Source organism: Pseudomonas sp. BN606 (assembly GCF_029873115.1).
Taxonomy (GTDB): domain Bacteria; phylum Pseudomonadota; class Gammaproteobacteria; order Pseudomonadales; family Pseudomonadaceae; genus Metapseudomonas.
Map to the genome: position 1 here is coordinate 214,582 of NZ_SSOF01000075.1, position 25,112 is coordinate 239,693.

Below are 25,112 nucleotides of genomic sequence, written 5' to 3' on the forward strand. Positions count from 1 at the left end.
GTACTCCTGTGTTCGGCGGCCCCCAGGGGCCGCCTTTTTTGCGTACTGCGTTTTCCTCTGCAAGGATGAATTCACCCTGCGTGACGTCTTCGAGCGCCTCAATGCCGTCCAAACACCCACTGCGATTGCCACCCGGTCATCTGCCCCGCCCACGCCTACATGAGGCCCTGCTTCAGGGCGACTGCCGCCTGCGCCTGCTCTGCTCCCCCGCCGGTTACGGCAAGAGCGTGCTGCTGGCCGAATGCCTCCAGCAAATCCCGGAAGGCACCCGCGTGGCCTACCTCGACCTGCGCGGCGAAACGCTGTCGCCGAACGACTTCACCCGGCGCCTGACCGAGTCCCTGGGCTGCGAAACCTCCGACTTCGCCACCCTGCGCCAGTTGCTGGCGCGCGAACAGCAGCCCTTGTGGCTGGTGCTGGATGACTACTCGCGCTTCCCAGCAGTAGAACTCGACCGCTTGCTCAACGAACTGATCCAGTCAGCTTCGCGACAAGTGCAATGGTGGATCTCCAGCCGCCGCCGGCCGCAGCTTCAGCTGGCGCGCATGCTGCTCGATGGCGACCTTTTCGAACTGGGCAGCAACGAACTGGCGTTCACCGCAGCGGAAACTGCCCAACTGCTCCAGCACGCTGACCAGGGCGCCTCCTGGTCGGCCGCCCAGGACCTGCAACAGGAAATGCGCGGCTGGTGTGCCGGCACCCTGCTACGGATGCTTGGTCTCAAGGCTGGCACCCAGCAGGCCGCGGAGCTGTATCGCTCGCTGTTGCAGGACTACCTGCGCCACGAGCTGCTCGATGCCCTGCCACCCGAATGGCAGCAGGCGCTATTCACCCTGGCCCACTTCCCGCGCTTTGACCTCGAGCTGTGCGAGCACCTGCTCGGCACGGGCGAAGGTGGCCACCTGTTGTCGCAGTTGCGTGAGTGCGGCCTGTTCATCGAAGCGCTTGGCGACGACGAACATGCCCTGTGCATCCTGCCGGCCATCGCGCCCCTGCTGGCAGCCCAGCTGCCCTCAGGCATGAGCCGAACCCTCTATCGCCGCGCATGCCAGTGGTACATGAGCCAGGACCAGATTCGCCCGGCGCTGGAATATGCCCTCAAGGCCGAGCAACCGGAAGTGGCTGCCAGCCTGATGCAGCACTACACCCGTGACCGCCTGTTGCAGGGACGCAGCCTGGCCCTGCTGATGCAATGGCGCAGCGAGCTGCCGGAGACCCTGCTGGAAAGCACTCCGCGCCTGGTCCTGCTGAACGCCTGGGCATTGTTGCTATGCGGCCGACTGGACGAATCCCAGCGACTTACCGACAACCTGGCGCGCTTCCTCCCCCAACCCGATGCACGCCGTCAGCGGGGGTTGCTGGCGCAATGGAAAGCCCTGGCGGGCAACCTGGCCTTCCACCGTGGGCAATCCGGCCAGGCCCGGCAATTGCTCGACGAAGCCGTCCCCGAACTCCCAAAACACGCCTGGGCGCAGCGTCTGTTCTGCTGTGCCCTGCAGTTGGAACTGGCATTGATCGAAGGCCGCCTGGACGACGCGCAGGCCCTGAATCGCGTGGCCATCAAGGAAGCCCGCGAGCACGCGAGCCCGGCCATGGAAGCCGTGTTCGCCTTGGGGCATGTGAAGCTGCTGGAACTGCGCGGAGAACTGCTGCGCGCGGAAACCCTGCTCAAGCGCGTGTACAGCGAACTGAGCGTCGCCTGGGGCGCGGAAGCCAGCCCCATGCGCGGACGCGTGCAATTGCGTCGCGCCGCCCTGCTGTTGCAGCAAGGGCGCTATGAGGCAGCCGAAGAGGCCTACCTCGCCGGCCTTCAGGAAAGCCAGGCGTGCTCCGACGCGGCTGCGTTCTGGGCCTTCCTCGGCCTGGCAGAACTGGATGCCCTTCAGGAAGACCTGCCGAGGGCCTTCACACGCATTGCCGATGCCGAACGAATGATGCAGTACCGGCATATCAGCGTGCCGATGTACCAGGGCCTGCTGGTGCGCGCCAAAGCGCGCCTGTGGCTGCACCAGGGCCGCTCCAGCCATGCCGAGAAAGCACTGCTCGCCTTGCCCCCCGAAGCTTTTGAGATGTCCCCCTATGGCGCCCCCGACCTGCACCTGCGCCTGCGCCTGCTACTGGCGCAGGCGCGCTTGGCAAACGGCGTGGTAAGTGAGCCTCTGGCGCAACTGGAAACCATGCTCGAACAAGCGATGGCAGAAGGACGCCGGCCGCTGGCCTGCGAAATCGGCTTCAGCCTGGCCGAAGGCCTGTACGCCGACAACCGCCAGGCGCGAGCCCGCCAGGCCTTGCTGGAGGCTCTGGCGCTGGCGCGACAGATGGGCCTGGCCAGCGTCGAACGGGCATTCGCCCTGCGCAACCCGGCGATGATGCGCTGGGCCGGCGAAAGCGCCGGAGGCGACAACAGTGCGCCCGCCTCCCTGTTGAGCCGGCGTGAGCTGGAAGTGCTGCGGCTGATCGTGCGTGGCCACTCCAACCAGCAGATCGCCGAAAGCCTGTTCATCTCCTTGCACACGGTGAAAACCCACGCCCAGCGGATCAACTTCAAGCTCGGCGTAGAGCGCCGCACCCAGGCCATCGCTCGGGCCAAGGAGCTGGGACTGGCCAACTGAGGTGCCCTGCCCTGTTTGGCGTTCAGAGCACGTCCAGGGGGATCTTCAGGTAGCGGATGCCGTTGTCTTCGGCGGGCGGCAACTGACCGGCACGCATGTTCACCTGCACCGCCGGCAGGATCAGCGCCGGCATGGAAAGAGTGGCATCCCGCGCGGTACGCATGGCGACGAAGGCTTCTTCGTCGATGCCCTCGTGGGCATGCACGTTCTGCACACGCTGTTCGGCCACCGTGGTCTCGTAGCAGTACTCGTCCCGCCCCGGTGCCTTGTAGTCATGGCAGAGGAACAGCCGCGTCGCATCCGGCAAATCGAACAGACGTCGGATGGAGCGATACAGGGCGCGGGCGTCGCCACCCGGAAAATCGCAGCGGGCCGTGCCGTAGTCGGGCATGAACAGGGTGTCGCCGATGAACGCGGCATCGCCGATCAGGTAGGTCATGCAGGCCGGGGTATGACCCGGCGTATGGATCGCCAGCAGCTCCAGGTTGCCGATGGCCAGGCGGTCACCGTCCTGTAGCAGACGGTCGAACTGGCGCCCATCGGTGGCGAAGCCTTGCCCGGCATTGAACAACGTGCCAAAGCGCTGCTGAACTTCGGTGATCAACCCGCCGATGGCCAGCCGCCCTCCCAGCTCGCGCTTGAGCCAGGCGGCGGCGGACAGATGATCGGCATGCACATGGGTTTCCAGCAGCCAGTCGACCGTCAGGCCCTGCGCCCGCACATGGTCGGCAATGCGCCCGGCCCCGGCATGGGACGTCCGGCCACTGGCGGCGCAGTAATCCAGCACCGGGTCGACGACCGCGCCGTGGCCGCTGGCGGGATCGCTGACGACGTAACTGTAGGAACAGGTGGCCTCGTCGAAGAAGGCCTGCACCTGGGGACTCATGGAGGTCGCTCCCCTGCGACTGGGTTCGCCCTGAAGTATGGATCGCGAATCGCGGTGGGGCATCGGGCGTATCCTGACGATTCCTTTCTGCAGGGGGCGAATTCATTCGCCAACCAGGCTGCAAGTCCGGCCTCGTGGGGACAGCTCCGCTACCCATAGCGAATGAATTCGCCCCCACGAGGTTCTGCCCCCGTGCAATCAATCGCGCGGCGGCTCCACCCCACGCAGGGGAATCGGTGCCGACATGACGATGGAAGTACGGGTCTCGCCGAAGTGATTGATGCTGCCGACGAAGCGCTCCAGATGGCGGATATCCCGCGTCACCACCCGCAGGATGAAGGAGTCCTGCCCGGTGACGTGCAGGCACTCCAGCACCTCCGGCATCGTCTGCAACTGGGTGATCAGCCGCGCCTTTTCCGGCTGCGGCGTGGTCATGCCGATCAGCGCCATCACCTGGTAGCCGGCCTTCTCTGGCGACACCGAGGCGCGGTAGGCCTCGATTACCCCTGCCTCCTCCAGGCGCTTGAGGCGCTCGGAGGTGGCGGGTAGAGACAGCGCCACCTTTGATGCCAGGTCGGTCAGGGAAATCCGCCCCTCACGCTGCACGACCTGCAGGATTCTCCAGGACTTTGCATCCAACTCCATATTTTTCAGGCCCCTCGCTAAAACTCGTTAAATATTCAGGCGATTCGCAAAAACTACCGTAATCCCTGCATTCAGGCTAAGTGCAGTGCAGCGCAGACTATTGCCCAAGTCCACTACCCCGGAGCCTTCCGCATGGAAGCCCTTCTGTTTCTCAAATCCGTCCTCATTGGCCTGTCCATCGCCGCCCCGGTCGGCCCCATCGGCCTCCTGTGCATCCAGCGAACCCTGGGCCACGGCGCGCGCATCGGCTTCATCAGCGGCCTGGGCGCGGCGGCAGCGGATGCCTGCTATGGCGCCCTGGGCGCCTTCGGCATCGGCGCCATTACCAGCGTCTTCGTTGCACTGGCCTCGCCGCTCGCCCTGGCTGGCGCCTTGTTCCTGGCCTGGATGGGCATGAAGATGCTGCGCGCAACGCCCCCGGAACGCGCCGCCAGCGCCAGTGACCCGGTCCAGGCGCTGCCGGCCTTTGTGTCGGTGTTCCTGCTGACACTCAGCAACCCGCTGACCATCCTTTCCTTCGTTGCCATCTTCGCCACCCTGTCCGGCGGCGAGGCAATGTCCGGCGCGGACGGCCTGGTGATGGTGCTCGGCGTGTTCTGCGGCTCGGCGCTCTGGTGGCTGGCCCTGAGCCTTGGCGTATCCATGATTCGCCACCGGCTGGGCGTACGCGCCATCCAATGGATCGACCGAACTGCAGGCGTTTTCCTGCTGGGCTTTGCCGCCTGGCAGCTGGTGCGGGTGATCGCCAGCTGAATCCTGTGGGAGCGATTTCAATCGCGAAAAAGATTTCACGCGCTGAGGCAGGATCCCTGCGCCGGGCTCATCCCCGAATTTGTAGGAGCGAGCTTGCTCGCGAATAGTCCGAGCACAATCTTTCGCGAGCAAGCTCGCTCCTACAGCAAATCGATACGGTCAGCTGGGTAGCCCGGTGCCACTGGTCGTTACGCCCGGTAATCCCCACTCACTTCAGGTCCCTGCCATTGGGACTGTTAACCGATGTATATCGGCCTTTCCATTTATATGGCGCGGCATTTGCTTTCAAAATTGCGACCCAAACAGATAGATATCGATTTTGGTCCAACTCAAGCCACCCAAAGGTTGCCGCAATTGATCAAGCACAGACTCCCCCGCCTCCTGGGCGCCGCTTTGTGCGGCCTGCTCGCCACCCATGCCCTGGCCGAAGAACGCACCCTGCGCGTCTATAACTGGTTCGACTACATCACCCCGCAGACTCTGGACAACTTCAAGAAAGAGAACGGCGCCAAGCTGATCTACGACATCTTCGACACCAACGAGGCGCTGGAGGCCAAGCTGCTCACCGGCAATTCCGGCTATGACGTGGTGGTGCCGTCCAACGTCTTCCTCGCCAAGCAGATCCAGGCAGACGTGTTCCAGCCGCTGGACCGCAGCAAGCTGCCCAACTGGAACCATCTGGACCCGCAGCTCATGAAGCTGATCGAGGCCAATGACCCGGGCAACCGCTTCGCCGTGCCCTACATGTACGGAACGGTGCTGATCGGCTTCAACCCGGCCAAGGTCAAGGCAGCGCTGGGCGAGAACGCCCCGGTGGACAGCTGGGACCTGATCTTCAAGGAAGAGAACATCGCCAAGCTCAAGCAGTGCGGCGTGGCCCTGCTGGATTCGCCGTCGGAAATCCTGCCCATTGCCCTGCACTACCTCGGCCTGCCGCCCAACAGCAACCAGCCCAAGGACTACGACAAGGCCGGCGAACTGCTACAGAAAATCCGCCCTAACATCACCTACTTCCACTCCTCCAAGTACATGGCCGATATCGCCAACGGCGACATCTGCGTAGCCGTGGGCTACTCGGGAAGCTTCTCCCAGGCGGCCAACCGCGCCAAGGAAGCCGGCAACGGAGTGGTTGTGGACATGCGCCTGCCCAAGGAAGGTGCGCCGGTGTGGTTCGACATGCTGGCGATCCCCAAGGGCGCGAAGAACCCCGAGGACGCCCATGCCTTTATCAACTACCTCCTGCAGCCACAGGTGATCGCCCCGGTCAGTGACTTCGTCGGCTACCCGAATCCAAACAAGGACGCCACAGCCCTGGTCAGCCCGGAGATCCGCAACAACCCCAACCTCTATCCCACCGCCGAGGCCCAGGCCACCCTCTTCACCCTGCTGCCGCTCGAGCGCAATGCCGAACGTGCCCGCACCCGTGCCTGGACGAAGCTGAAGTCGGGGACCTGACGACCTTGCAGGGTCTCCCTGCAATACCGAAACCTGTGGGAGCGATTTCAATCGCGAATGAATTCGCTCCCACAGGAAAAAGCCTCCAGGTCACATCCCCTGGGGAGGCGAATTCAATCGCCAAGGGCAGCGCAGTTGCCCCCGATGCACTCCCCAAGACTCCCCGCCCCGGTGTCATCCCGCACCGGGTCTATGCTTTCTGACGCGTTCTCCAAAGCGTTGGCAGCCTGCCAAAAGAAGTGGCACAGGCACACAAGGGGTTGGCACGGACAACAAGCTCCCCGCCGACGGCCAGGGGCAGACTAGGACTGCAGACTTCTGCCCTGCACCCGCGACCAAGACCAATAATTCAGGGAGCCGCCCCGTATGCGAATATCCAGGATCCTCGCCCAATCGACGCTGGCATTGGGCGTTGCCCTCGCTGGCATCGGCACCGCCAGCGCCGAGCTGCCGGCCGATCCGGGCATCGGCCAGACCACCTTGCCCTTCCCGCCGGAACCGCACCGCGCCTACATCATCGACGTCGAGTTCGAGAGCTTCGTCGCCGGTCGCGTGACCGTGGTCGACCCCGAGAAGAAGAAAATGCTCGGCATGGTACCCACCGGCTTCGCCGCGCCGTCCACGCTGAGCCGCGACGGCAAGACGCTCTTCACCGCCGACCTGTTCTACTCCCGTGGCACCCGTGGCACTCGCACCGACGTGCTGACCGCCTGGGACACCAGCACCCTGTCGCCTTCCTATGAAGTGCTGATCCCCACCAAACGTGCCGAGGCCCTGACCCAGCGCTACTCCCTGGGCACCAGCACCGATGACCGCTTCGTCTACGTCTACAACTTCACCCCGTCCACCTCGGTGACCGTGGTCGACGTCAAGGCCAAGGCCGTGGCCGGCGAAATCTCCATTCCCGGTTGCGTGCTGAACTACCCCGTCGGCAAGCGCTCCTTCGCCTCCCTCTGCGGCGACGGCAGCGTGCAACTGGTGACGCTGAACGACGAAGGCAAGGAAATCTCCCGCACCCACACCGCCTTCTTCGACCCCAATGCCGAGAAGCTGGTGGAGCGCGCCTACGCCGTGGGCGACATCTACTACTTCGTCACCACCACCGGCACCGTGCGCGGTGTGGACTTCTCCGGCAAGCAGCCGAAGGTCCTCGAAGCCTGGGACCTGGTAACCGACGCCGCCGAGAAGAAGGCAGGCTGGGCTCCTGGTGGCTGGCAGCTGATCACCGTTGCGCCCAAGCTGAATCGCCTCTACGTGCTGATGCATGACGCCCATGAGCCGATGAAGTGGGAAGACCCGAGCCCGATCGTCTGGGTCTATGACCTCAAGACCCACAAACGCATCGGTACCCTGGAAGCGCCGAACCCGATCTGGAGCCTGCAAGCCACCAGCGACGAGAATCCCCTGCTGCTGGGCACCAACATCGCCGGCGGCCTGGAAGTATTCGATCTGAAGAGCGGCAAGCACACCGGCACCATGGAACGCATCCAGAAGACCGCGACCCAGATCCTCAGCCACTGACGAGGTGCAGCCATGCAACTTGATCCCATATTCATCATCGCCGCCGCCCTCGCGGTCGCGGTGATCCTGGCCAGCGCGGCGACCCACAAGCTGCGTGCGCCGGCGCGCTTCGCCAACCAGGTGGAGGATTACCAGTTGCTGCCTCGCGGCCTGGTGCGTCCGGTCGCAAGGGTACTGCCCTTCATCGAAGTGGCCGTGGCCTTCGCCCTGCTGGTACCTGCTAGCCGCCCCGCTGCCGCGCTGGCCGCAGCCGCACTGCTGGCCGGTTACGCCGGGGCCATCTCGATCAACCTGTGGCGTGGCCGCCGCGACATCGACTGCGGTTGCGCAGGCCCTGAACAGGCCCAGCCGATCCGCCCGGTGCTGCTGGCGCGCAACGCCGTACTGGTGAGCCTGGCGCTGGTCGCCAGCGTCGCCCCTGACACCCGCGAGCTAGGCGCCTTCGACATCTTCGTCGTAATCGCCGCCAGCGCCGCGACCCTGCTCCTCTATGCCGCTGCGGATGGCCTGATGGCCAACGCTCCCCGTCTGCTCAAACTCATAGGAAGGTGAATTATGGAAGCCCTGATCGTTTCCAACGTCCTGCTCTGGTGTCTCTTGATCGCTCTGGCCTTCGCCGTCATGGGCCTGGTGCGTCAGATTGGTGTACTCCACGGCCGCCTGGCCCCGGCCGGCGCGCTGATGGTCGATAAAGGCGTGGCTGTCAACGAACCCGCCCCGAAAGTCACTGCCGCCGACCGTAACGGCCGCCCGGTGAACTTCGGCTATGCCGGCGAGAAAGCCCAACTGCTGTTCTTCCTCTCGCCCACCTGCCCCATCTGCAAATCCCTGCTGCCGGCCATCAAGTCCATCGCCAAGGACCAGGCCGACCGCCTCGAAGTGATCTACGTCAGCGACGGCGACATGGACGCCCAGCAAGCACTGATCGCCGAGCACAAGCTGGAAGACGCCACCTACGTGGTCGGCCCGGAAGTGGGCATGACCTACCAGATCGGCAAGCTCCCCTACGCCGCGCTGGTGGACAAGGCCGGTGTGCTGCGCTCCAAAGGCCTGGTGAACTCCCGCGAGCACCTGGACAGCCTGTTCGAGGCCGAACACCTGGGCAGCGCCACTCTGCAGCAGTACCTGCACAACCACTCGCATTCCCACGGCGCACATAACCACTAACAAGGAAGGGAGCACCCAATGAAACTGCTAGACCGTCTGTTCGAACGCTCCACGCGCCACGTGGCTGACACCACCTCGCGGCGCAAACTTCTGGCCCGCCTGGGTTCGCTGATGGTGGCTGGCGCCGCCCTGCCGGTACTGCTGCCGATCGACCGCACCAGCAAGGCCCTGGCCGCCGAAGCCCCGAAGGCTGGCGATCCGGGTGATCCCAACAGCTGCGACTACTGGCGCTACTGCTCCGTCGACGGCTTCCTGTGCAGCTGCTGTGGCGGCTCGGTGACCTCCTGCCCGCCCGGCACCGAGGCCTCCCAGGTGACCTGGATAGGCACTTGCCGCAACCCGGCCGACAACAAGGACTACATCATTTCCTACAACGACTGCTGCGGTAAGCACAGCTGCGCCCAGTGCGCCTGTACCCGCAACGACAGCGAGGAACCGGCGTACCGTCCGTTCAACAACAACGACGTCAACTGGTGCCTGGCGGCCAAGTCGCACATCTACCACTGCACCGTTTCCATCATCCGCGGCGTCGCGATCTGACCCGCCGGAGGGCTGCCATGCGTTACCTGTTGATCGCTGGACTGATGTGCGCCATGGCGGCCCCGCTGGCCATGGCCCGCGCCATTCCGGACCCGAACCAGAAGCACGCGCCGGGCAACGAAGAGCCACAAAAGCCCATTTCCCAGGCCGGCTACAGCACCCCGGTGAACTACCAGCTGCAATGCGCTGGCTGCCACCTGGGCGACGGTACCGGCTCCAAGGCCAACGACACGCCGAAGATGAAAGGCTTCGTCGGCAACTTCCTCAAGGTGGAAGGCGGTCGTGAGTTCCTCGTGCGGGTGCCAGGCATGTCCCAGTCGGCGCTGAACAACGCCCAGCTGGCCGATCTGATCAACTGGATGATGCGCAAGGACGGCATTGCCGGCAGCAGCGTGCCGGACGACTACAAGCCCTACACCGAGGCTGAAGTCGCGAAAATCCGCAGCGTCACCCTGCTCAACCTGCCGGACACCCGTGCGGGCCTGATCAAGCAGATGCGCGAAAAAGGCATCACCATCGACGATGGCATGGACGACGCCTACTGAGTTTTATGCTGGACGGCTTGTGGCCCGCCTTATGGCGGGCCTTTTTTTGCCTGCGAGAAAGTGCATGCGGCCTACAACTGATAGCTTGAGTGGTGCAACTGATGCAGCCACAATCTGGCTCCAGCAGGGGGCAAGCGAAGTACTGATGCTTCAGATGCCTGGCTGCCAGAAGCCGCTATGGCCCTGTCGATTGGTCAAGAAGGATTTGCATGGCCTTTACCAACGTTGAAGAACCATCCCTGATCGCCACTGGTTCCAGTGCCTGGTTTACCCGTAAGACCCTGGTGCGAACGGCCTCCCTGCTTGTCATGGCTTTCGTTCTGATGGCGACGTTCCTGGTCAGAACTGCCCTTAGCCAGAATGAACAAGCCCTGGAGCAGAGTACGTTCTTTGCTGAGAAAGCCCTGAAGGCACGGCAAGAGAACCTCCTGAGGTCTATCAGCGACTACGCATTCTGGGGGGACGCGTACCAGAACCTTCACGCGCGGGTCGACATCGAGTGGGCTTACACGCGCCGTAACCTGGGGCCCTCCCTTTTCGAAGACTTCGGTTATGAAGGAGTCTTCGTGATTGCACCCGGCAATCAGACTGTTTACGCGGTAATCAACGGGCAATTGGAGCCGACCTCTGCCCAGCACTGGCTCCAGGGGGATGTCTTGGCCCTGGTCGAGCGAGCAAGGTCGCTGGCAGGTGAGCCCGCGCCTGTCATAGGTACGTTTCAGGTATCCGGCCAGCCAGCCCTGGTCGTCGCCGCTGCATTCACTCAAGGGGGGGACCCGATGACCCCCGTGGTCCCCGGCGAGCCTTCGGTCCTGCTCTTCGCCGATACGCTCACGCCCACGAAGCTGGACTCGCTCGGGAAAGATTACGCACTGCCGCAGCTTCGCAGCCCCAGGAGCGCCCAGGATGCAGAGGAACAGCCGCGCCTGATGCTCACATCCGGGCAGGAGACTCCGGTACTCCTGCGCTGGACCCCGCTGAGGCCTGGTGATGAGCTGCTCATGATCCTGCTGCCGCTACTGGGTGTCGCGGGCCTGATCGTGGCTGGGCTGGGCTGGCTGGTGACACGTCAGAGCCTGGCCTCGGCGAAGCGGCTGGATAATAGCTACTCCAGCTTGCAAGCCAGCGAGGCACGGTTTCAGGACATCGCCGAAGCGACCTCTGACTGGCTGTGGGAAACCGATGTAGAGCTGCGTTTCACGTTCCTCTCCAGTCGCTTCGAGGCAGTCACCGGACACACCCCTGATACCTGGATCGGACGCCCCCTTGGTGAACTGCTCCAGGCGAATACGGAGCTAGACGCCGACTGGTTCACCCGTCCAACAGAAATCGCGACACCTCACGCGCCTCTGCAGTGCCGTTACCGGTCAGCCGGCGGGAAATACTGTCTGTGTAACCTCATGGTACGGGTAATCATTGGGCCATCCGGCATAACGGGATATCGCGGAACCGCCTGCGACACCACCGCGCTGACAGAAAGCCAATTGCGCGTGCAGCACCTTCAGCGCTTCGATGAGCTCACAAGTCTGCCCAATCGCAGTCAGCTTTTTGAGGTCTTGGCACAGCGCCTGGACTCGCTGCAGCCTGAGAGCGAGGGGTTGACCTTGATGGCAATCAATCTTGCCCACTTCAAGCAACTCAACGATCACCTGGGGCGCACAGGTGGAGATCAGGTACTGGTCCAGTTTGCACAACGACTGGAGGAATTCTTCGCTGCCGAGGTCCAGATATTTCGCTACACCAACGATGAGTTCGTCGTCCTGCTCGATGCTGGCTACTCGAACCGAGAGAAGGTCAACGAACTGTGCAAGCAGCTCGTGGGATACGTCGAACGCCCGCTGTTCATCGCCGATGAAGAATTCAAACTCGGCATCCAGGTCGGAATTGCAGTAGCCCCAGAGGATGCGGATACAGCACGCGAACTGCTGCGTTGTAGCGAAATCGCGCTTCATCAGGCACGAAAGCTGGAGCTCGGCAATTATTGGTGCTTCTTCAGTCGCGAGCTCGAACACCGGATGGTTTCCGAACGGCAGCTGGAGCTGGAACTACGCCACGCCATTGCGAACGATGAATTGCGCTTGCACTTCCAACCACGTCATCGTGCTCGTGACCTGAAGCTGAGTGGGATGGAGGCCCTGGTACGCTGGCAGCATCCCCGGCTAGGTCTTATCGGTCCCGGCGATTTCATTCCGCTGGCAGAGCGCAGCGGCCAGATTGTTGCGCTGGGCACCTGGGTGTTACGAGAAGCCTGCATGCAAGGCAAGCGCTTTGGTGCCCCCCTCTTCGTTTCGGTCAACCTTTCCGCCGAACAATTCCGCAGACCCGGACTGGTGGCGCAGGTGCGGTCTGCATTGGAAGACAATGGCCTGCCGGCTAGCCGTCTGGAACTCGAGATCACCGAAAGCATGATGCTGGATGATGCCCAAGGAGCGCTTGAGACCTTGAAAGGACTGAGTGAGCTTGGGGTCCGCTTGTCCATGGATGATTTCGGAACGGGATACTCCTCCCTCAGTTACCTGGGGAGGTACCCGTTCGACACCCTGAAGATAGACCGCAGTTTTATTGCCCAACTCAAAGAGGGCAGCAACCTCGCGGTCGTGAGCGCAATCATCCAGCTCGGCCATGCATTGTCGATGACAGTCACCGCAGAGGGCGTGGAAACCGCTGAACAGCTCGAGTCACTGCGCGACCTGGGATGCGATGAGCTCCAAGGCTTTTACCTGGGACGCCCGCTGCCTGCAGAAAGCTTGCGTGCGCTCAACCCGTGAGGCTCGAAACAGCCTGTGAATTCCGGCCCTGGCCGGGCTTCCGCCACGCACAGTGACCGATGGCCCCATGCCCTACCTCAACCTAATGGTTGTGGATTCAATCGATAGCTGCCGCTCGCCATCGGCAGCTTCCGGCCAAAAGGGACATCAGGTAGAAAACTAGATCTGCCCCCTTTTTCTCCAGATCAAGCGGATGCGCGCAAAAGGCATCACCATCGACGATGGCATGGACGACGCCTACTGAGTTTTATGCTGGACGGCTTGTGGCCCGCCTGATGGCGGGCCTTTCTTGCCTGCGAGAAAGAGCCGCGCCGTGGCTGAGGTTGCTCCCTGGCCTCACCCTGCGGCGGCAGATCTGAATCAGGGACGTCTGTGGATCTGGAGATAGGCGAGTCTCATGTCGTTTGCCCAGCCGTCGATCACCGGCTGGATGTTCTTCACCGAAAGCACGGCCTCTTTGTTCTCCAGACTTTCGCCAGTGCCTTTGCGCACGACCTCCGCCAGGAGCCGGGTATTACCCCCATCGAGGAACATCGCTTCAGTGGCGATTTCCACTTGCTGGTCCCGGGCGCCAATCGCGGTGGAGGTCGCGGCGACGACAAGAGCGATGGGAATCACCTCATAAGGTTTGAGTCCCTCGGTGGACGTCGAAACAGCGGTAATGGCCGGGCGCACGACGATACTGTCGGCCGTGGGCGAGTCGCTGATCCTCACCACCGATCCGAGCTCTCGCCTGAGCGCCGCATCGTAGTACCGGGTGATGTCATCCAGCGTCGCCTGGGGTATCTGCGCGCTGGACTGAGGACGCGGGTAGAACTGGCTGGGCTCCAGATAAATGCTGCTATAGCGCGACAGGTCGATGTCGGGATCTATCCAGCGGGCGACCTTCGCCCCACTGACAGACTTCTGCTCTTCCAGCACCTTGTAGTTGGGGAGGAACCCCGAGTAATTGGCGGGCTCGACCATTGTGCTGGAGCATCCCCCCGTAGCCACAAGTGCAGCGACCGTTACAGCAATCAAGTTCGAACGCATGATGAAACCCCCATGGAAATAATCTGAATGTCCGCCTTCCATTTGCCTGGAAAGCAGGATGCAAAGTGCGGAAAAGAGAATCGGACCCCTCGCTACTACTCCCGCTATCAGGTCGGGAGTCAGGGCGATCCCCGCCTTGGGGACAGGCTCAAGCGTAGTTGGCGCTATGCCGAGTTCCAGTCCGTATCACAGGCTATTCAAGGCGCGTGCACAGGGTCACGACTGCGGCCAGAGAGCTGGTCCCCCCTCCCCCCCTTGAAACACGCGCTGGTCTGACGCCTTGCCTACACTCCTCTAGCGAAGCTGATAGAGCGAGGGTATGCGATGGAAAACAAGGAAAGAGGCACCCGGCAGCGAATACTCGAACCCGTCGACCGCATCACCGAAGTGATATTCGGGCTGCTGATGGCAATGACCTTCATCGGATCGCTGAGCGTTGCCACGGCAGGCCGTGAAGAAGCCAGAACCATGCTGATCGCGGCTCTCGGCTGCAACCTCGCCTGGGGCCTGGCCGATGCCGTCATCTACCTGCTGCGGACCTGGACCGAACGCACCCGCAGCCGCACATTGCTCTTCCGTCTTCAAAGCGATGCAAATCCGGCCAAAGGTCAGGAGCTGATTGCCGACGCCTTGCCACAGCGCATTGGCGAAGCGGCAGGTCCGGACGGACTGGAGTTGTTGCGTTTGCGCCTGCTTGCCAACGCGGATCAACCCGTTCGCGCGCGGTTGGACCTGCAAGATTTCGCCGGGGCACTGGGCACCTTTCTGCTGGTCGTACTGGCGACGTTCCCCCTGGTCATACCTTTTCTGTTGATCGACCAGACCGGACCGGCGATTCGAGCCTCCAACCTGGTGTCGCTGGCGATGCTGTTTCTTTCAGGTTGGCTGCTGGCCCGCTATTCCGGCGGCAACCCGTGGGCCACGGGCGCGGTGTTGGCGCTCGTTGGCACGGCGCTGATATTCGCGATCATTGCGCTGGGTGGGTGATGGCTCTGCCTGGCGCCAGGAGCCGGGCTATCGACAACGCATTGGAGGCGAGCAATCGCGAGGGGATTGGTGAGTATCTGGCTAGGAAGGCGCCGTTTATTGATGCAATTGTGGGCTGATTGGTTTTCTGGCCCTGCAGGTGTCAGGCATTACGCGCTGTTGAGATGGTCGCGTATGAACTCGATGAACCGCTGGGTCTTAGCAGGAAGCAGCCGTGTTTCGGTCATTGCGTAGACCGAGCTACGAGTGCGACTACGACGAGCTGTGCCACATCCTCGAAGGCACTGCCTGACCGATGCGGACGGCGTGGCGAAGACCTTCGGGCCGAAGGATTCGTTCGGGTGGCGGCGGGGGTTAAGGGAACCTGGGAAAACATCACTCCGGTGCGCAGGGTGTACCTCATTCTCGGATGAGTCCGGCCTGGGAGAACCACGATGACAACTTTGCCGTCGACTACCTGGGCCAGTTCCGCCCCGGCTCGGCTACCCGCGGATCAGACTTGCGCCCGGCCCTGGCAAGCCGGAACGACGCGTCGTGCGAGCAATCAGTCCTGCGCCACGCGGGAGCGCCGACAGCCCGTACGTCAAAGCAGGCTCCAAGGCCGGTTGCAAGGGTTATAACTACTAGAACAAACGGTGGGTCACTCAGGATAGGCCCTCCAGAGGCAGCGCCTGGGAAATCCTGGGGTCAGGAGCACGGTGTGCGTGCGCAAAGCTCGCTTGGGGCTGCCGCCTGCAACGACAGTCCCAATTGGTATTTCACGGCTGCCCGGGGCCAGGCCCCCCAAGCCTGATCGGCGCCTGCGGCGCGGCGCGGAGCGATGTGATGAGTTCCAGAGCATGGCGATGGGCTCGCAAGAGCCTTCTTGGCTGCATCGAGCTGGCCTTGCTGGCCGCTCCGCTGTGCGCCAGCGCCACGTTCAAGTGCCAAGCCAGGGACGGAACCATCAGCTACACCAGCCAAGCCATCGCCAGCGCCCGCTGCACTCGCCTGGATGGCATGACGGGCGCCGCTGTCGGCGCCAAGGCAATGGCCCAGCCAAAGCTTGTGCGGGCCGACAACTCAGGCGCGGTGCGGATTCGGGTGTACACCTTCGTCCACAAGGGTATTCGTCAGTATGTGAGCCGGCGCCCCGTGGGGATCTCTGCTCGGGTCGATGTTCTTGAGCTCTATTACATCAAGGGCTGCTATCTGTGCATGGCACCGAAGGATTTCAAGGTCGCCTCACTGCGCCTGGACACCCGTTCCTATCGGCGAGAGATCGAAGCCGCTTCGGGTCATTACGGTGTCGACAGGGCGCTGGTCCGCGCAGTGATACATGCCGAATCGGCGTTTCGCCCCAACGCCATTTCCGAAGCCGGCGCCCTGGGGTTGATGCAGTTGATGCCCGCCACCGCCGAGCGCTTCGCCGTGGACGATCCGTTCGACGCGCGACAGAACATTCGTGGCGGCGTGCGCTACCTGGCCTGGCTGCTCAAGCGCTTCAACGGCAACCAGGTGCTGGCGTTGGCAGGTTACAACGCCGGCGAAGCGTCCGTGGTCGAGTACAACGGGGTGCCTCCCTACGCCGAGACGCAATCCTACGTCACCCTCGTGCAGTCCTTGGCCGAACGGTATCGCAACCATCGCTAGTACCGTAGGGCGCATAACCCGGAATAGGTCATACGCCGGCCCCTCCACGGCGGATAGCGCTGGCGCGTTGTCCGCCTTGCGCAATCAATCAGGTTCCGCGCTCGATCAATACGCCGGGCGGGGAATGGCTCAACCAAACTTCCACGCTCGCCGGTAGTTATCGACCCCCGGTTGTCAGCAAGGGCTTTACTGGCGTGAATACAGCGGCTCAGCAGTGGTGCGCAGTTGCTTACGCTCGGTAGGTCGAGGGAGCTCAAGGCTGCGGGCAATAGCGCTAATGGTTTCGCCACTGACCAGGTGCCGCCGCCGGATTTCGGCAATGATGCCCATCGATAACACCTCAGATTCTCCGGCCCCAAAAGGCCGGACAGCTGTACATACCGAGGTGGAAAGTTTTGCAGGTTGTTCTAGATTTAAAGGTTACCACTTGAAAATCTTCGTGCCGCTAGTACTGCGCTGTCGCGGCGTGAAGATGGTGGCCGACGACACGCTTCGAGCGGTTCGGCTATATCCCATCAGCGCCGTCCGAGTCTTGTCCTCTCCAAACAGGAGAAACGTCATGACGCATATCTGCAATCCCTCACCAGTACATCGGAGTGGAATCTCGGTCGGAAAGGTGCTGTTTGCATGCTTGGTTCTGGCCCTGCTGGCACTTGCAGAAAGGCCGGCGCACGGGCAGGTCTTGCTCACCGAGACGACATGGGGCGGGACTGGCGCCGAAGTCGCAACCGATGTCGCTACGGCCGCCGACGGCAGCGCGTACCTCGTCGGCTCGACGGATAGCTTTGCCTTGGACCAGTTCGGCCAGCCCGCGACGCGGATGTTCATCGTCAAGCTCTTGAATGGAGCGGTCGTCTGGCAGCGAATCTGGGACGGCCCGACTATCGTCGGGGTAACGGATACGTCAGTGGCGGTCGCTGCCGACGGTTCAGTTTACGTGGCCGGCATCACCGCAGACGGTGGCGGAGACGCCGTGTTGCTGAAATTCGATCCGAACGGCACCCTGCTCTGGGTGCGGGCTTGGGGCGGTGCCCAGTCCGATGGCGCCCGCGCGGTGGCGACGCACAGCGACGGCTCCGTCTACGTCGCGGGCCGGACAACCAGCTTCAGCCCGAGCTTCGCGGGAGTATTCGTCCTGAAGTTCAATTCGGCGGGCACTCTTGTCTGGCAACGGTACTGGGACGATGCCGCCGGCTTCGAGGCGATGGCCGTCTCGCCGGACGGCAGTGTCTACGCGGCCGGCTCGAAACTGCGGGGAAACAATCTTGCCCAGTTCGACGTGATGGTGTTGAAGCTGACGCCAGCGGGCGCCCTGCTCTGGGCACGGACGTACGGGGCAGGCGAGATCGTGGATGCGCGCGGCGGAATGGCCGCTGCAGCGGATGGATCCATATACACGGCTGGCGCCATCCAGGCGGCGAAGGGCGGCGGCATCATCGGCATCAATGCGCTGGTCCTGAAGATCGGGTCCGACGGCAGCTTGTTGTTCGGCAAGGAATGCTGCACCAAGGACGGCGACACCGGTGAAGGCGTAGCAGTGGCGCCCGACGGCTCGGTTCTTCTTGCCGGAACGTCGACGACGTTGGGCGTCGGATTCCAGGATGCATTCGTCGCGCGCCTGGAATCGACGGGCAAGAAGGTGGTGGCCGCGGCAACCTGGGGTGGCACTGGCTTCGAGACCGGCGGCGGGGTCGCGGCTTCGGCCGACAACACGGTGCGGCTTGCGGCGACGACAAGCCAGAGCCCGCCGTATTCGCTGCTGGACGCATCGCTGAAACTGTCCGCGCCGAAATTCACCGTCGCGACCCCTGCAGGAGCGCTCGTAGATCCGGGAGGCGTGGGTTCGACGCCGCCACACGGGGCGTCCGTACCGGCCGGCAGCACGACCTACAGCGGAGGTTTCGAGTCGGCACTCATATGGCTCACGCTGCCGTAACGGGTCCGAAAAGGGGACAGGTTATTTTCCCTGCTCTAATCGTCCGTTTCTGGCCGGAAGCAGGCACTCATGACCGGCAGCTCCCAGCCAAGTGCAGTCTCTGGCTGGCGGCTACTGCTCGCACGGGTGCCTGGTAAAAAGTTCACACCGAGGGGCTGCAAGACTTACGGTTTTTGCGCCCAAGTGCCAAACATCAGGTCGCCAATGTAAATGCTTTGAGACAGCGTCCGCTCTTCGTCCAGCCGCGCCTGCAGCGTTTCAATCCCGATCTCGTCAGCCGTTGCCGAGCCAAGAGCGGTGATTCGCGGTAAGTGAAGTCCGGACTAAGCGGGCGTGTCGCGCGGTACCTGACCCGGTTCTACCCGTGCCAACAGCGGTACCAGCCGTCCTGCTCGGTCACCTTCAGGTTCACCTGGTAGAGCTCGGACAGCCGCTCGCTGGTCAGTACTGCGGGCTTGGGGCCATCGGCCACGATGCGTCCCTCGTCGATCAGCACGACCCGGTCGACTTCGGGAATGATCTCGTCGATGTGGTGGGTGGTGATGATCAGCGCGTGGCCCTCGCCGCAAAAGCGCCGCAACAAGGACAGCAAGGTCAGGCCCGCCCCCATGTCCAGGCCGTTGGCCGGCTCATCGAGGATCAGCGCCTCCGGGCGGTGGACCAAGGCGCGAGCCAAGAGCAGGCGGCGCTTCTGACCGGTCGACAGGCGCTGGAACATCCGCGACTCCAGGCCGGTCATTTCCACAGCATCGAGCATCGCCCGCCCGATCTCGAGCTGTTCGGGCGTCGGCTGCAGGTGATCATGAGTGCCGATGGCGCCGAAGAAACCGGAAACCACCACGTCCAGGGCCGAGGTGTAGGGCGTGTAGTCTTCCTGCAGGTCCTGGGAGACGAAACCGATCAGGCTGCGGAGCTCCCAGAGGTTGAAGTTCCGCTTGCCGAAGAGTGTCAGCGAGCTGCCCGGCTCATCGATGGGATAGATCTCCCGACTGAAGAGTTTCAGCAGCGTGCTCTTGCCAGCACCATTCGGCCCGAGGATGGCGACCCGCTCTCCTGCCCCAATGCTCAGCGACAGGCGATCGATCACCCGCAGTTGCTGCTGGCAGGCGCTCACGTTGACCAGCTCGATCATTCATTCCCCTCCACCCGGAATACCAGGCGCGCATTTGTAGCATGGCTCCAGGTCGCTTCGACATCGGCGAGGTTGAAACAGGTCGTCTCGATGGACAGCCCTGCCCCGCCGATGGCCCGAAACACCTGGCCGGCCGCCGCCACGATGGCCTGCGGGGAGCCGCTGCCGAGGCCGCTGCTCAACAGCTCCAGGCCCGAGCTGCGCAGCAGAGCGCCGGGCAGCCGGATGTCATTGCCGGCAATCGAACCGATCTGTACGTAGCGGATGCGCGGCTGGAGCACGCCCGGGGTGTACTCGCCCGCCACGTGCAGGAAGGTCTCCGCCGATGGCCCCCAGAGATAGTCGAGCACAACGCCAGCCAGATGCTCATGGATGGCCTTGCGGAACGCCGCACGCAGGCCTGTCTCGGGCAGATCCAGGGGGATCAGTACATCCGCGCCCAATTCGCGCAACAGATCGAAGCTGCCGGTATTACGCGCGGTGGCGATGACCTTGCCGGCCCCGAGGTATTTGGCTATGCCGATGGCGAGGCGACCGGAGGCGCCGGCCGCGCCATTGATCAGCACCGTTTCACCGGGCCGCAGTTGTGCCCTCTCGACAAGCGCCAGCCAGGACGACATGCCCGGGTTGGCGATGGCCGCCGCCGTGACGTTGTCGACGTCGTCCGGCACTTCCACGCAATGGCTCGCGTCCACTACCGTGAGCTGGGCCATGGCGCCGAAGGGCATGCGCGGAAAGGCGAAGTACACCCGGCGACCATCGGGCAGCAGGCCCACGCCATCCACTCCAGGTACCAGGGGCGGTTTGCCGCTGCTGTAGTGCCTTCCGGATGCCTGGGCCCGCGTAAGCTGGCTGACGGCACTGGCCATCACCTGCACCAGGACTTCCCCTTGGGCGCAGTCCGGTACCCGAAAATCAGTGTATTGAGGGGGACACTGAAAATCCCCGACGACTGCTGCTTTCATCTTGTTCTCCGCGAAACTCATGTTTTCAGATCCGAAATCCTGCCACCAACTGGTTTAACTGCCCCGCCAAGCGCCCCAACTCTCTGCCCGCGACGTCGACCTGGCCAGCCCCCGTGGCTGTGCGCAGGGAAAGGTCGCGGATGCAAACCAGGGCTCGATCCACTTCACGCGCTACCTGGGCCTGCTGCTCGGCCGCACTGGCGATGACGAGGTTCCTCTCATTGATGGTGGCGATTGCACCGGCAATTTGCTCCAGCGCTCGGCCGGACCGATTCGCGAACTCGAGTGTGATTCGCGCACGCTCTGAACTGCTTTTCATTGACCCCACTGCCAAGCCACTAACCTGCCGCACGGCAACTACCATCTGTTCGATTTCGCCCGTCGACTGCTGCGTGCGATAGGCCAGGGCCCGAACCTCGTCGGCCACGACCGCGAAGCCGCGACCCGCCTCGCCGGCTCGGGCGGCCTCAATGGCAGCATTCAAGGCCAGCAGGTTGGTCTGCTCGGCGATGGTCCGGATCACATCCAGAACTCGCGATATCCCGCCCACCTGCCTGGCCAAGGCGTCCACATGCCGGGACGATTCGTCGACGTCCGCACTGAGACTGGCAATCGAATCCAGCGTCTCCACAACCTGGGCGTGCCCGCTGCGGCCAACCTGATCGGCATCCCGCGACGCGTCGGCGGTCTGCGCGGCATTCTGGGCCACATGGTCCACCGCCACTGTCATCTCATTCACCGCGGCGGCCGCTTGCTCGATCTCACCATTCTGCTCATGCAATCCATGGGAAGCGCTCTGGGTCACCGTCTGCAGTTGATGCGCCGCTGTAGCGAGTTGCTCCGCTGAAGCGACTATGGACTGCAAGGTCTGGCGCAGGACCGACTGCATACGCAACAGGGCACGCAACATCAGAGCCGGCTCATCTCGACCATAAACACTGAGTGCATGGGACAGATTGCCACCGGCAACCGACTCCGCCAGCTCCACTGCCTGGGCCAGCGGATTCACGATGCTGCGGCTATACAGGTAGGCGAGTAGGAAGGTCGCCAACACCGCCACTCCCATCGAGGCAATGATCCCCACCAGGGCGCTGCGCCGGGCAGTTTGTGCGCGTAAGGCGGTTTCCTGGTATCCCTGCTCGTAGAAAGTCGCCAATTCGCCGGAGGCTTTGGCGAACCGCAGTGCAAGGTCATCGATGGGGCCATTGAGGGCAGCGATGGCATCCTCACGTTGCCCTTGCGACGCAAGCTGGATGACTTTCAGCCGCTCTTGGTTGAAGGGCTCAAGAGCGCGAAGATATCGCTCGAACATCTGTCGTTCCGCATCACTGGCCCCCACCGGAAGAAAACGGTCCTGTAAACGCCGGGACTCTGACAGCGCCTCCTCCAGCGCTTGGCGATTGCCGTTCAAAGCCTGCCCTTCGCGCAGCACGACCATTCGAAAGGTCATGATGCCGGCGCGTTGCATCACCTCATTGAGCTCGTTCAGACGTAAAAGGGCGGGCACCCAATGTTCGTTGATAGCAAGCGCCTGTCGGTTCATCCGCTCGATACGCTCCAGGGCGAACGACCCGAGCAGCAACACGATCAGTCCGATCAGGCCGAAGCTGATGGCCGAACGTAGTCCCAGCCTGATATTTCGTAACCACGACATCTGCCTCACCTCTGTGGACGATCCAGGAAAGACAAGCGGGCCCCGGCTCATGACCGGGACCCGCGTGCCTTTTGGCGCTAGTGGATTAAGTCATGGTCCAGCGTTCGTGGCGCCGGGCCATGGCATGCGCATCCCGCGCATGACGCAACGTGGTGGGTCGCCACGCCGATTCCGACTTCCTGTCGCTCCCCCGGGACCAGGGGAGTGAATGGCTTCAGGGCACCTCCACAGCAGGCGCCTGCCGGTTGCGCAGCCTTACCGGCGCGGTCTCGCGCAGGAAGGCCGCTACTACCAGGCCAAGGGCGACACCGCCAAGGGCGAGGTAGAGAGTGTTCTGGATACCGTGGTGCTGGGCGATGTAGCCCGCTAGGGCCGGCGCTACGCCGCCGCCGAAGACCTCGCCGATCCCCACCACCAGGCCGGTAGCGGTGGACACCAGAGGCGCCGGGACGGACTCGCCAGTCAGCGGGCCGACGGTCATGCAGATCATGCTGAAGTTGAAGAAGGTGGTCGCGAACAGAAGGGCGAACAGCTTCAGGGGCTCGGCCCCGGTGTGCATCAGCAACCAGATGGACAGACCGGTGGCCAGGAAGGAAGCGACGACCACCGGCTTGCGCCCGAGACGGTCGGACAGGCCCGGCAGTATCAGCTGGCCGAGGAAGCCGCCAAGGCCGATCGCCGACATCACAAAACCCATCTGCTGCATGTCCAGCTTCAGGTAGTCGGTGAGGTAGTTCGGCATCATCACGCTGAGCACGAACAGGCTGGTGAGCATGCAGAACATGCCGGCGATATTGAGCGCCACGTTGCGGTGACGCAGCGCCTCCTTCCAGCTTCCGGCTGGCTCGGACGAGCTTGCAGCGGGAGTCCTTGTCTCGCGCAGCTTGCGCCACATGAACCAGGCGAGGATGAACCCCGGCAACGAAACGATCACGAACACCCAGCGCCACGACGGCACCACCAGCAACAGCTGGGTGGCGACAATTGGCGCCAGCCCCAGGCCCAGGATCGGGAAAAACGCCTGCTGGATGCCGGTGTTCAACCCCCGCCGGGAAGGGTGCGAGGACTCTGCCGTCGCGGCGATGGCCGTGGGTGTGAACGCTCCCTCGGAGATACCCATGACCGCACGGATCAGCAGCAACGCACCCACGCCGGTAGCCAGCCCCGAGACGCCTGCGAGCAGAGAGAACAGCAGCACCGACGGGATCAGGATCTTGCGCCTGCCGACACGGTCGGATAGCCGCCCCATCAGCACCGAGGAGATGCCCCAGGCGATGGCCAGCACGGCCGAGATATTGCCCAGGTCCTGATAATCGAGTTTCAGGTCGGCCATCATCGCCGGGAACAGCGGCAGGATGATGAATCGATCGAGACCGACCAGGCCGAAGCCCAGGGCGAGCATCGCCACGGCCAGATACTCGTAACGGGTGTTCCAGTTCTTGTCGTTGTTCATGTCGGACCTTCCGCGTCAGAAGTAGAAGAGCGTTTCGACCATCACACCCAGGCGGTCACGGTCGCGGCCGTTGCCGTAAGGGCGGTCGTGCTCGCGGGCATCGAACCAGTCGTAACGAAGCTCGGGGCGAATGGAGAGGTGGCCGTTGAAGTCATATCGGAGGCCAGCGGTCAGCGCGTTGTAATCGCCACGTGCGCCGAAGGTGGTGGGAAACTGGACGAAGCCATCCGGATCGCTGAAGTGTTCGCCGCGCACCGAGAACGCGAGGTCAGGGCGAATCTTGTAGGTCACGGTGGAGTTGATACCCCACCAGCGGGCACCGTCGAAGCCGGGACCACTGACCACGTCAATGGTGGAGCGCTTGCCATCGCCCTCCTGGTGGCCGTACACGACCTCGGCGCCCAGGGACCACCGGTCATCGAACTTGTGCCAGCCGTTCAGCGAGTAGTGCTGCTTGAACTGGTCGCTCTCGGAAATCACCCGCGACGTCGGTGCCTGTACGTCGCTGAAACTGTCGTTCTGCTCATTGCCGACGATGAATTCCAGGTCGAGCCAGGTGTTCATGTCCGGCGTACGCCAGCGCAGTGCGCCCATCAGCGACTTGCTGTCGTTGTTGTCGCGCATGTTCTCCCAGCCCTGGACCGGGCCCAACTCGACGCCGAGAATGCCTTGCTCGTCGTTCATCAACCGGGTACCGAACAACGCCCCGACGACGGTGCCGGGACCGGAAACGAACGCGTAGGGTTTGCTCGGCAACGGGTTGCGTGCAGCGCGCACGTTGGGCGGAATCTCGTAGCCGATGGATGACCCGAACACCCCAGCCATGACCGTGAATCCCGGACCGTAGGGAAGGTAGGCCGTAGCGGCCATGTTGGGAATCGCGAGGAATCGGTCCTTGTCGCGTCGAGCCTTGGCCGCGTCCTGCTCGTTCATGTTCCAGCCCATGTCCCAGCCGTAGGTCCTGGCGTACTGGGCATTACGGCCGTAGTTGGTCTCGAAGGTGAAACCGAAGTCGGCCTGCTCGGGTTTGGGCCCGGGCAGCGGGGTGACACGAGGCACGAAATGGGCCTTCAGCGGTTTGTCGACGAACAGATGCAGGCTACCGAATTCGATGCCTTCGTCGGACATGCCGGTGATTGGCAGGTTGCTCTGGCCATCTTCGCGCTCATCGGAGGTCGAACGGTTGTTGCGGGACCAGGCCATGTCCAGCAGGCCCGAGACCTTGATGCCGTATCCCTGTTCCAGCGTGTCGCCGAACAGACCCTTGAACAGGGAGCCTTCACCAGGAGTTACCGCTTCGGCGGCGTGAACTTCGACAATCGCCAGGGCGGCCAGAACCGCACCAAGCGTTTTCACCTTGATGTTGCGCATGGGACTTTCTCTTTTGTTGTTGTTCTAGAGCAGGAGTCGTGGGGCGCAGCGGGTGCGC

Annotated in this window: 21 protein-coding genes; 12 read left to right on the forward strand and 9 right to left on the reverse strand. The window is 63.0% G+C overall.

The annotated features are described in order from the left end of the window. Nucleotides 1-101: 101 nt before the first annotated feature. Entirely contained in the window at nucleotides 102-2,612 is a 2,511-nt protein-coding gene (locus E8E75_RS18155; RefSeq protein WP_280359544.1) for a LuxR C-terminal-related transcriptional regulator, read from the forward strand. Nucleotides 2,613-2,634: 22 nt separating this feature from the next. Here E8E75_RS18155 and E8E75_RS18160 read toward each other — a convergent pair whose 3' ends face one another. Continuing rightward, nucleotides 2,635-3,498, reverse strand: coding sequence for an MBL fold metallo-hydrolase (locus E8E75_RS18160; protein WP_280359546.1), 864 nt, complete (start codon nucleotides 3,496-3,498; stop codon nucleotides 2,635-2,637). Between the two features lie 198 nt (nucleotides 3,499-3,696). Then, nucleotides 3,697-4,143, reverse strand: coding sequence for an Lrp/AsnC family transcriptional regulator (locus E8E75_RS18165; RefSeq protein WP_280359549.1), 447 nt, complete (start codon nucleotides 4,141-4,143; stop codon nucleotides 3,697-3,699). Between the two features lie 132 nt (nucleotides 4,144-4,275). Between E8E75_RS18165 and E8E75_RS18170 the strand changes: the two genes are divergently transcribed. The 8 genes from E8E75_RS18170 (at nucleotide 4,276) to E8E75_RS18205 (ending at nucleotide 12,892) form a co-directional block, all read left to right on the forward strand. Beyond that, a complete protein-coding gene (locus tag E8E75_RS18170; protein ID WP_280359551.1) occupies nucleotides 4,276-4,896 on the forward strand; it encodes a LysE family transporter in 621 nt (206 codons plus the stop codon). 354 nt (nucleotides 4,897-5,250) lie between these two features. Further along, nucleotides 5,251-6,351, forward strand: coding sequence for a polyamine ABC transporter substrate-binding protein (locus E8E75_RS18175; protein WP_280359553.1), 1,101 nt, complete (start codon nucleotides 5,251-5,253; stop codon nucleotides 6,349-6,351). Nucleotides 6,352-6,717: 366 nt separating this feature from the next. Continuing rightward, entirely contained in the window at nucleotides 6,718-7,872 is a 1,155-nt protein-coding gene (locus E8E75_RS18180) for an amine dehydrogenase large subunit (protein WP_280359555.1), read from the forward strand. 12 nt (nucleotides 7,873-7,884) lie between these two features. Next, a complete protein-coding gene (locus E8E75_RS18185; protein WP_280359557.1) occupies nucleotides 7,885-8,424 on the forward strand; it encodes a MauE/DoxX family redox-associated membrane protein in 540 nt (179 codons plus the stop codon). A gap of 3 nt (nucleotides 8,425-8,427) precedes the next feature. Next, on the forward strand, nucleotides 8,428-9,039 hold the full coding sequence (mauD, locus tag E8E75_RS18190) for a methylamine dehydrogenase accessory protein MauD (RefSeq protein ID WP_120650742.1): 612 nt from the start codon (nucleotides 8,428-8,430) through the stop codon (nucleotides 9,037-9,039). An 18-nt stretch (nucleotides 9,040-9,057) separates the two neighbouring features. After that, the gene (locus E8E75_RS18195) at nucleotides 9,058-9,579 is read left to right on the forward strand and encodes a methylamine dehydrogenase light chain (RefSeq protein ID WP_120650740.1); all 522 of its coding nucleotides are present in this window, start codon (nucleotides 9,058-9,060) and stop codon (nucleotides 9,577-9,579) included. Between the two features lie 17 nt (nucleotides 9,580-9,596). Beyond that, a complete protein-coding gene (locus tag E8E75_RS18200) occupies nucleotides 9,597-10,124 on the forward strand; it encodes a cytochrome C (RefSeq protein WP_280359558.1) in 528 nt (175 codons plus the stop codon). A gap of 209 nt (nucleotides 10,125-10,333) precedes the next feature. Beyond that, on the forward strand, nucleotides 10,334-12,892 hold the full coding sequence (locus tag E8E75_RS18205) for an EAL domain-containing protein (protein WP_280359559.1): 2,559 nt from the start codon (nucleotides 10,334-10,336) through the stop codon (nucleotides 12,890-12,892). Between the two features lie 360 nt (nucleotides 12,893-13,252). Here the strand turns inward: E8E75_RS18205 and E8E75_RS18210 are convergent, their stop codons facing one another. Then, a complete protein-coding gene (locus E8E75_RS18210) occupies nucleotides 13,253-13,924 on the reverse strand; it encodes a DUF3313 domain-containing protein (protein ID WP_280359562.1) in 672 nt (223 codons plus the stop codon). Between the two features lie 324 nt (nucleotides 13,925-14,248). Here E8E75_RS18210 and E8E75_RS18215 point away from each other — a divergent pair, with 324 nt between their 5' ends. Then, on the forward strand, nucleotides 14,249-14,911 hold the full coding sequence (locus tag E8E75_RS18215; protein WP_280359563.1) for a hypothetical protein: 663 nt from the start codon (nucleotides 14,249-14,251) through the stop codon (nucleotides 14,909-14,911). An 825-nt stretch (nucleotides 14,912-15,736) separates the two neighbouring features. Further along, a complete protein-coding gene (locus tag E8E75_RS18220) occupies nucleotides 15,737-16,543 on the forward strand; it encodes a lytic transglycosylase domain-containing protein (RefSeq protein ID WP_280359564.1) in 807 nt (268 codons plus the stop codon). A 186-nt stretch (nucleotides 16,544-16,729) separates the two neighbouring features. Here the strand turns inward: E8E75_RS18220 and E8E75_RS18225 are convergent, their stop codons facing one another. Continuing rightward, nucleotides 16,730-16,873: a hypothetical protein gene (locus E8E75_RS18225; RefSeq protein ID WP_280359566.1), complete on the reverse strand. Its 144-nt coding sequence runs from the start codon at nucleotides 16,871-16,873 to the stop codon at nucleotides 16,730-16,732. 229 nt (nucleotides 16,874-17,102) lie between these two features. Here E8E75_RS18225 and E8E75_RS18230 point away from each other — a divergent pair, with 229 nt between their 5' ends. Continuing rightward, nucleotides 17,103-18,479, forward strand: coding sequence for a hypothetical protein (locus E8E75_RS18230; RefSeq protein WP_280359568.1), 1,377 nt, complete (start codon nucleotides 17,103-17,105; stop codon nucleotides 18,477-18,479). A 358-nt stretch (nucleotides 18,480-18,837) separates the two neighbouring features. On the opposite strand, the gene E8E75_RS18235 is transcribed toward E8E75_RS18230, so the two are convergent. The 5 genes from E8E75_RS18235 to E8E75_RS18255 all read right to left on the reverse strand — a co-directional run bounded on the left by E8E75_RS18235 (nucleotide 18,838) and on the right by E8E75_RS18255 (nucleotide 25,054). Then, nucleotides 18,838-19,611 carry an ATP-binding cassette domain-containing protein gene (locus E8E75_RS18235; protein ID WP_280359569.1) on the reverse strand — a complete coding sequence of 258 codons (774 nt, stop codon included), beginning with the start codon at nucleotides 19,609-19,611 and terminating at the stop codon, nucleotides 18,838-18,840. Beyond that, on the reverse strand, nucleotides 19,608-20,480 hold the full coding sequence (locus E8E75_RS18240) for a zinc-binding alcohol dehydrogenase family protein (protein ID WP_280359570.1): 873 nt from the start codon (nucleotides 20,478-20,480) through the stop codon (nucleotides 19,608-19,610). Before E8E75_RS18240 ends, E8E75_RS18235 begins: the two co-directional genes overlap by 4 nt. 121 nt (nucleotides 20,481-20,601) lie before the next feature. Further along, the gene (locus E8E75_RS18245) at nucleotides 20,602-22,230 is read right to left on the reverse strand and encodes a methyl-accepting chemotaxis protein (RefSeq protein WP_280359571.1); all 1,629 of its coding nucleotides are present in this window, start codon (nucleotides 22,228-22,230) and stop codon (nucleotides 20,602-20,604) included. Nucleotides 22,231-22,444: 214 nt separating this feature from the next. Beyond that, complete coding sequence (locus E8E75_RS18250; protein WP_280359572.1) at nucleotides 22,445-23,683, reverse strand: MFS transporter; 1,239 nt, start codon at nucleotides 23,681-23,683, stop codon at nucleotides 22,445-22,447. Nucleotides 23,684-23,698: 15 nt separating this feature from the next. Further along, nucleotides 23,699-25,054, reverse strand: a complete 1,356-nt coding sequence (locus E8E75_RS18255; RefSeq protein WP_280359573.1) for an outer membrane beta-barrel protein — start codon at nucleotides 25,052-25,054, stop codon at nucleotides 23,699-23,701. Between the last annotated feature and the right edge of the window lie 58 nt (nucleotides 25,055-25,112).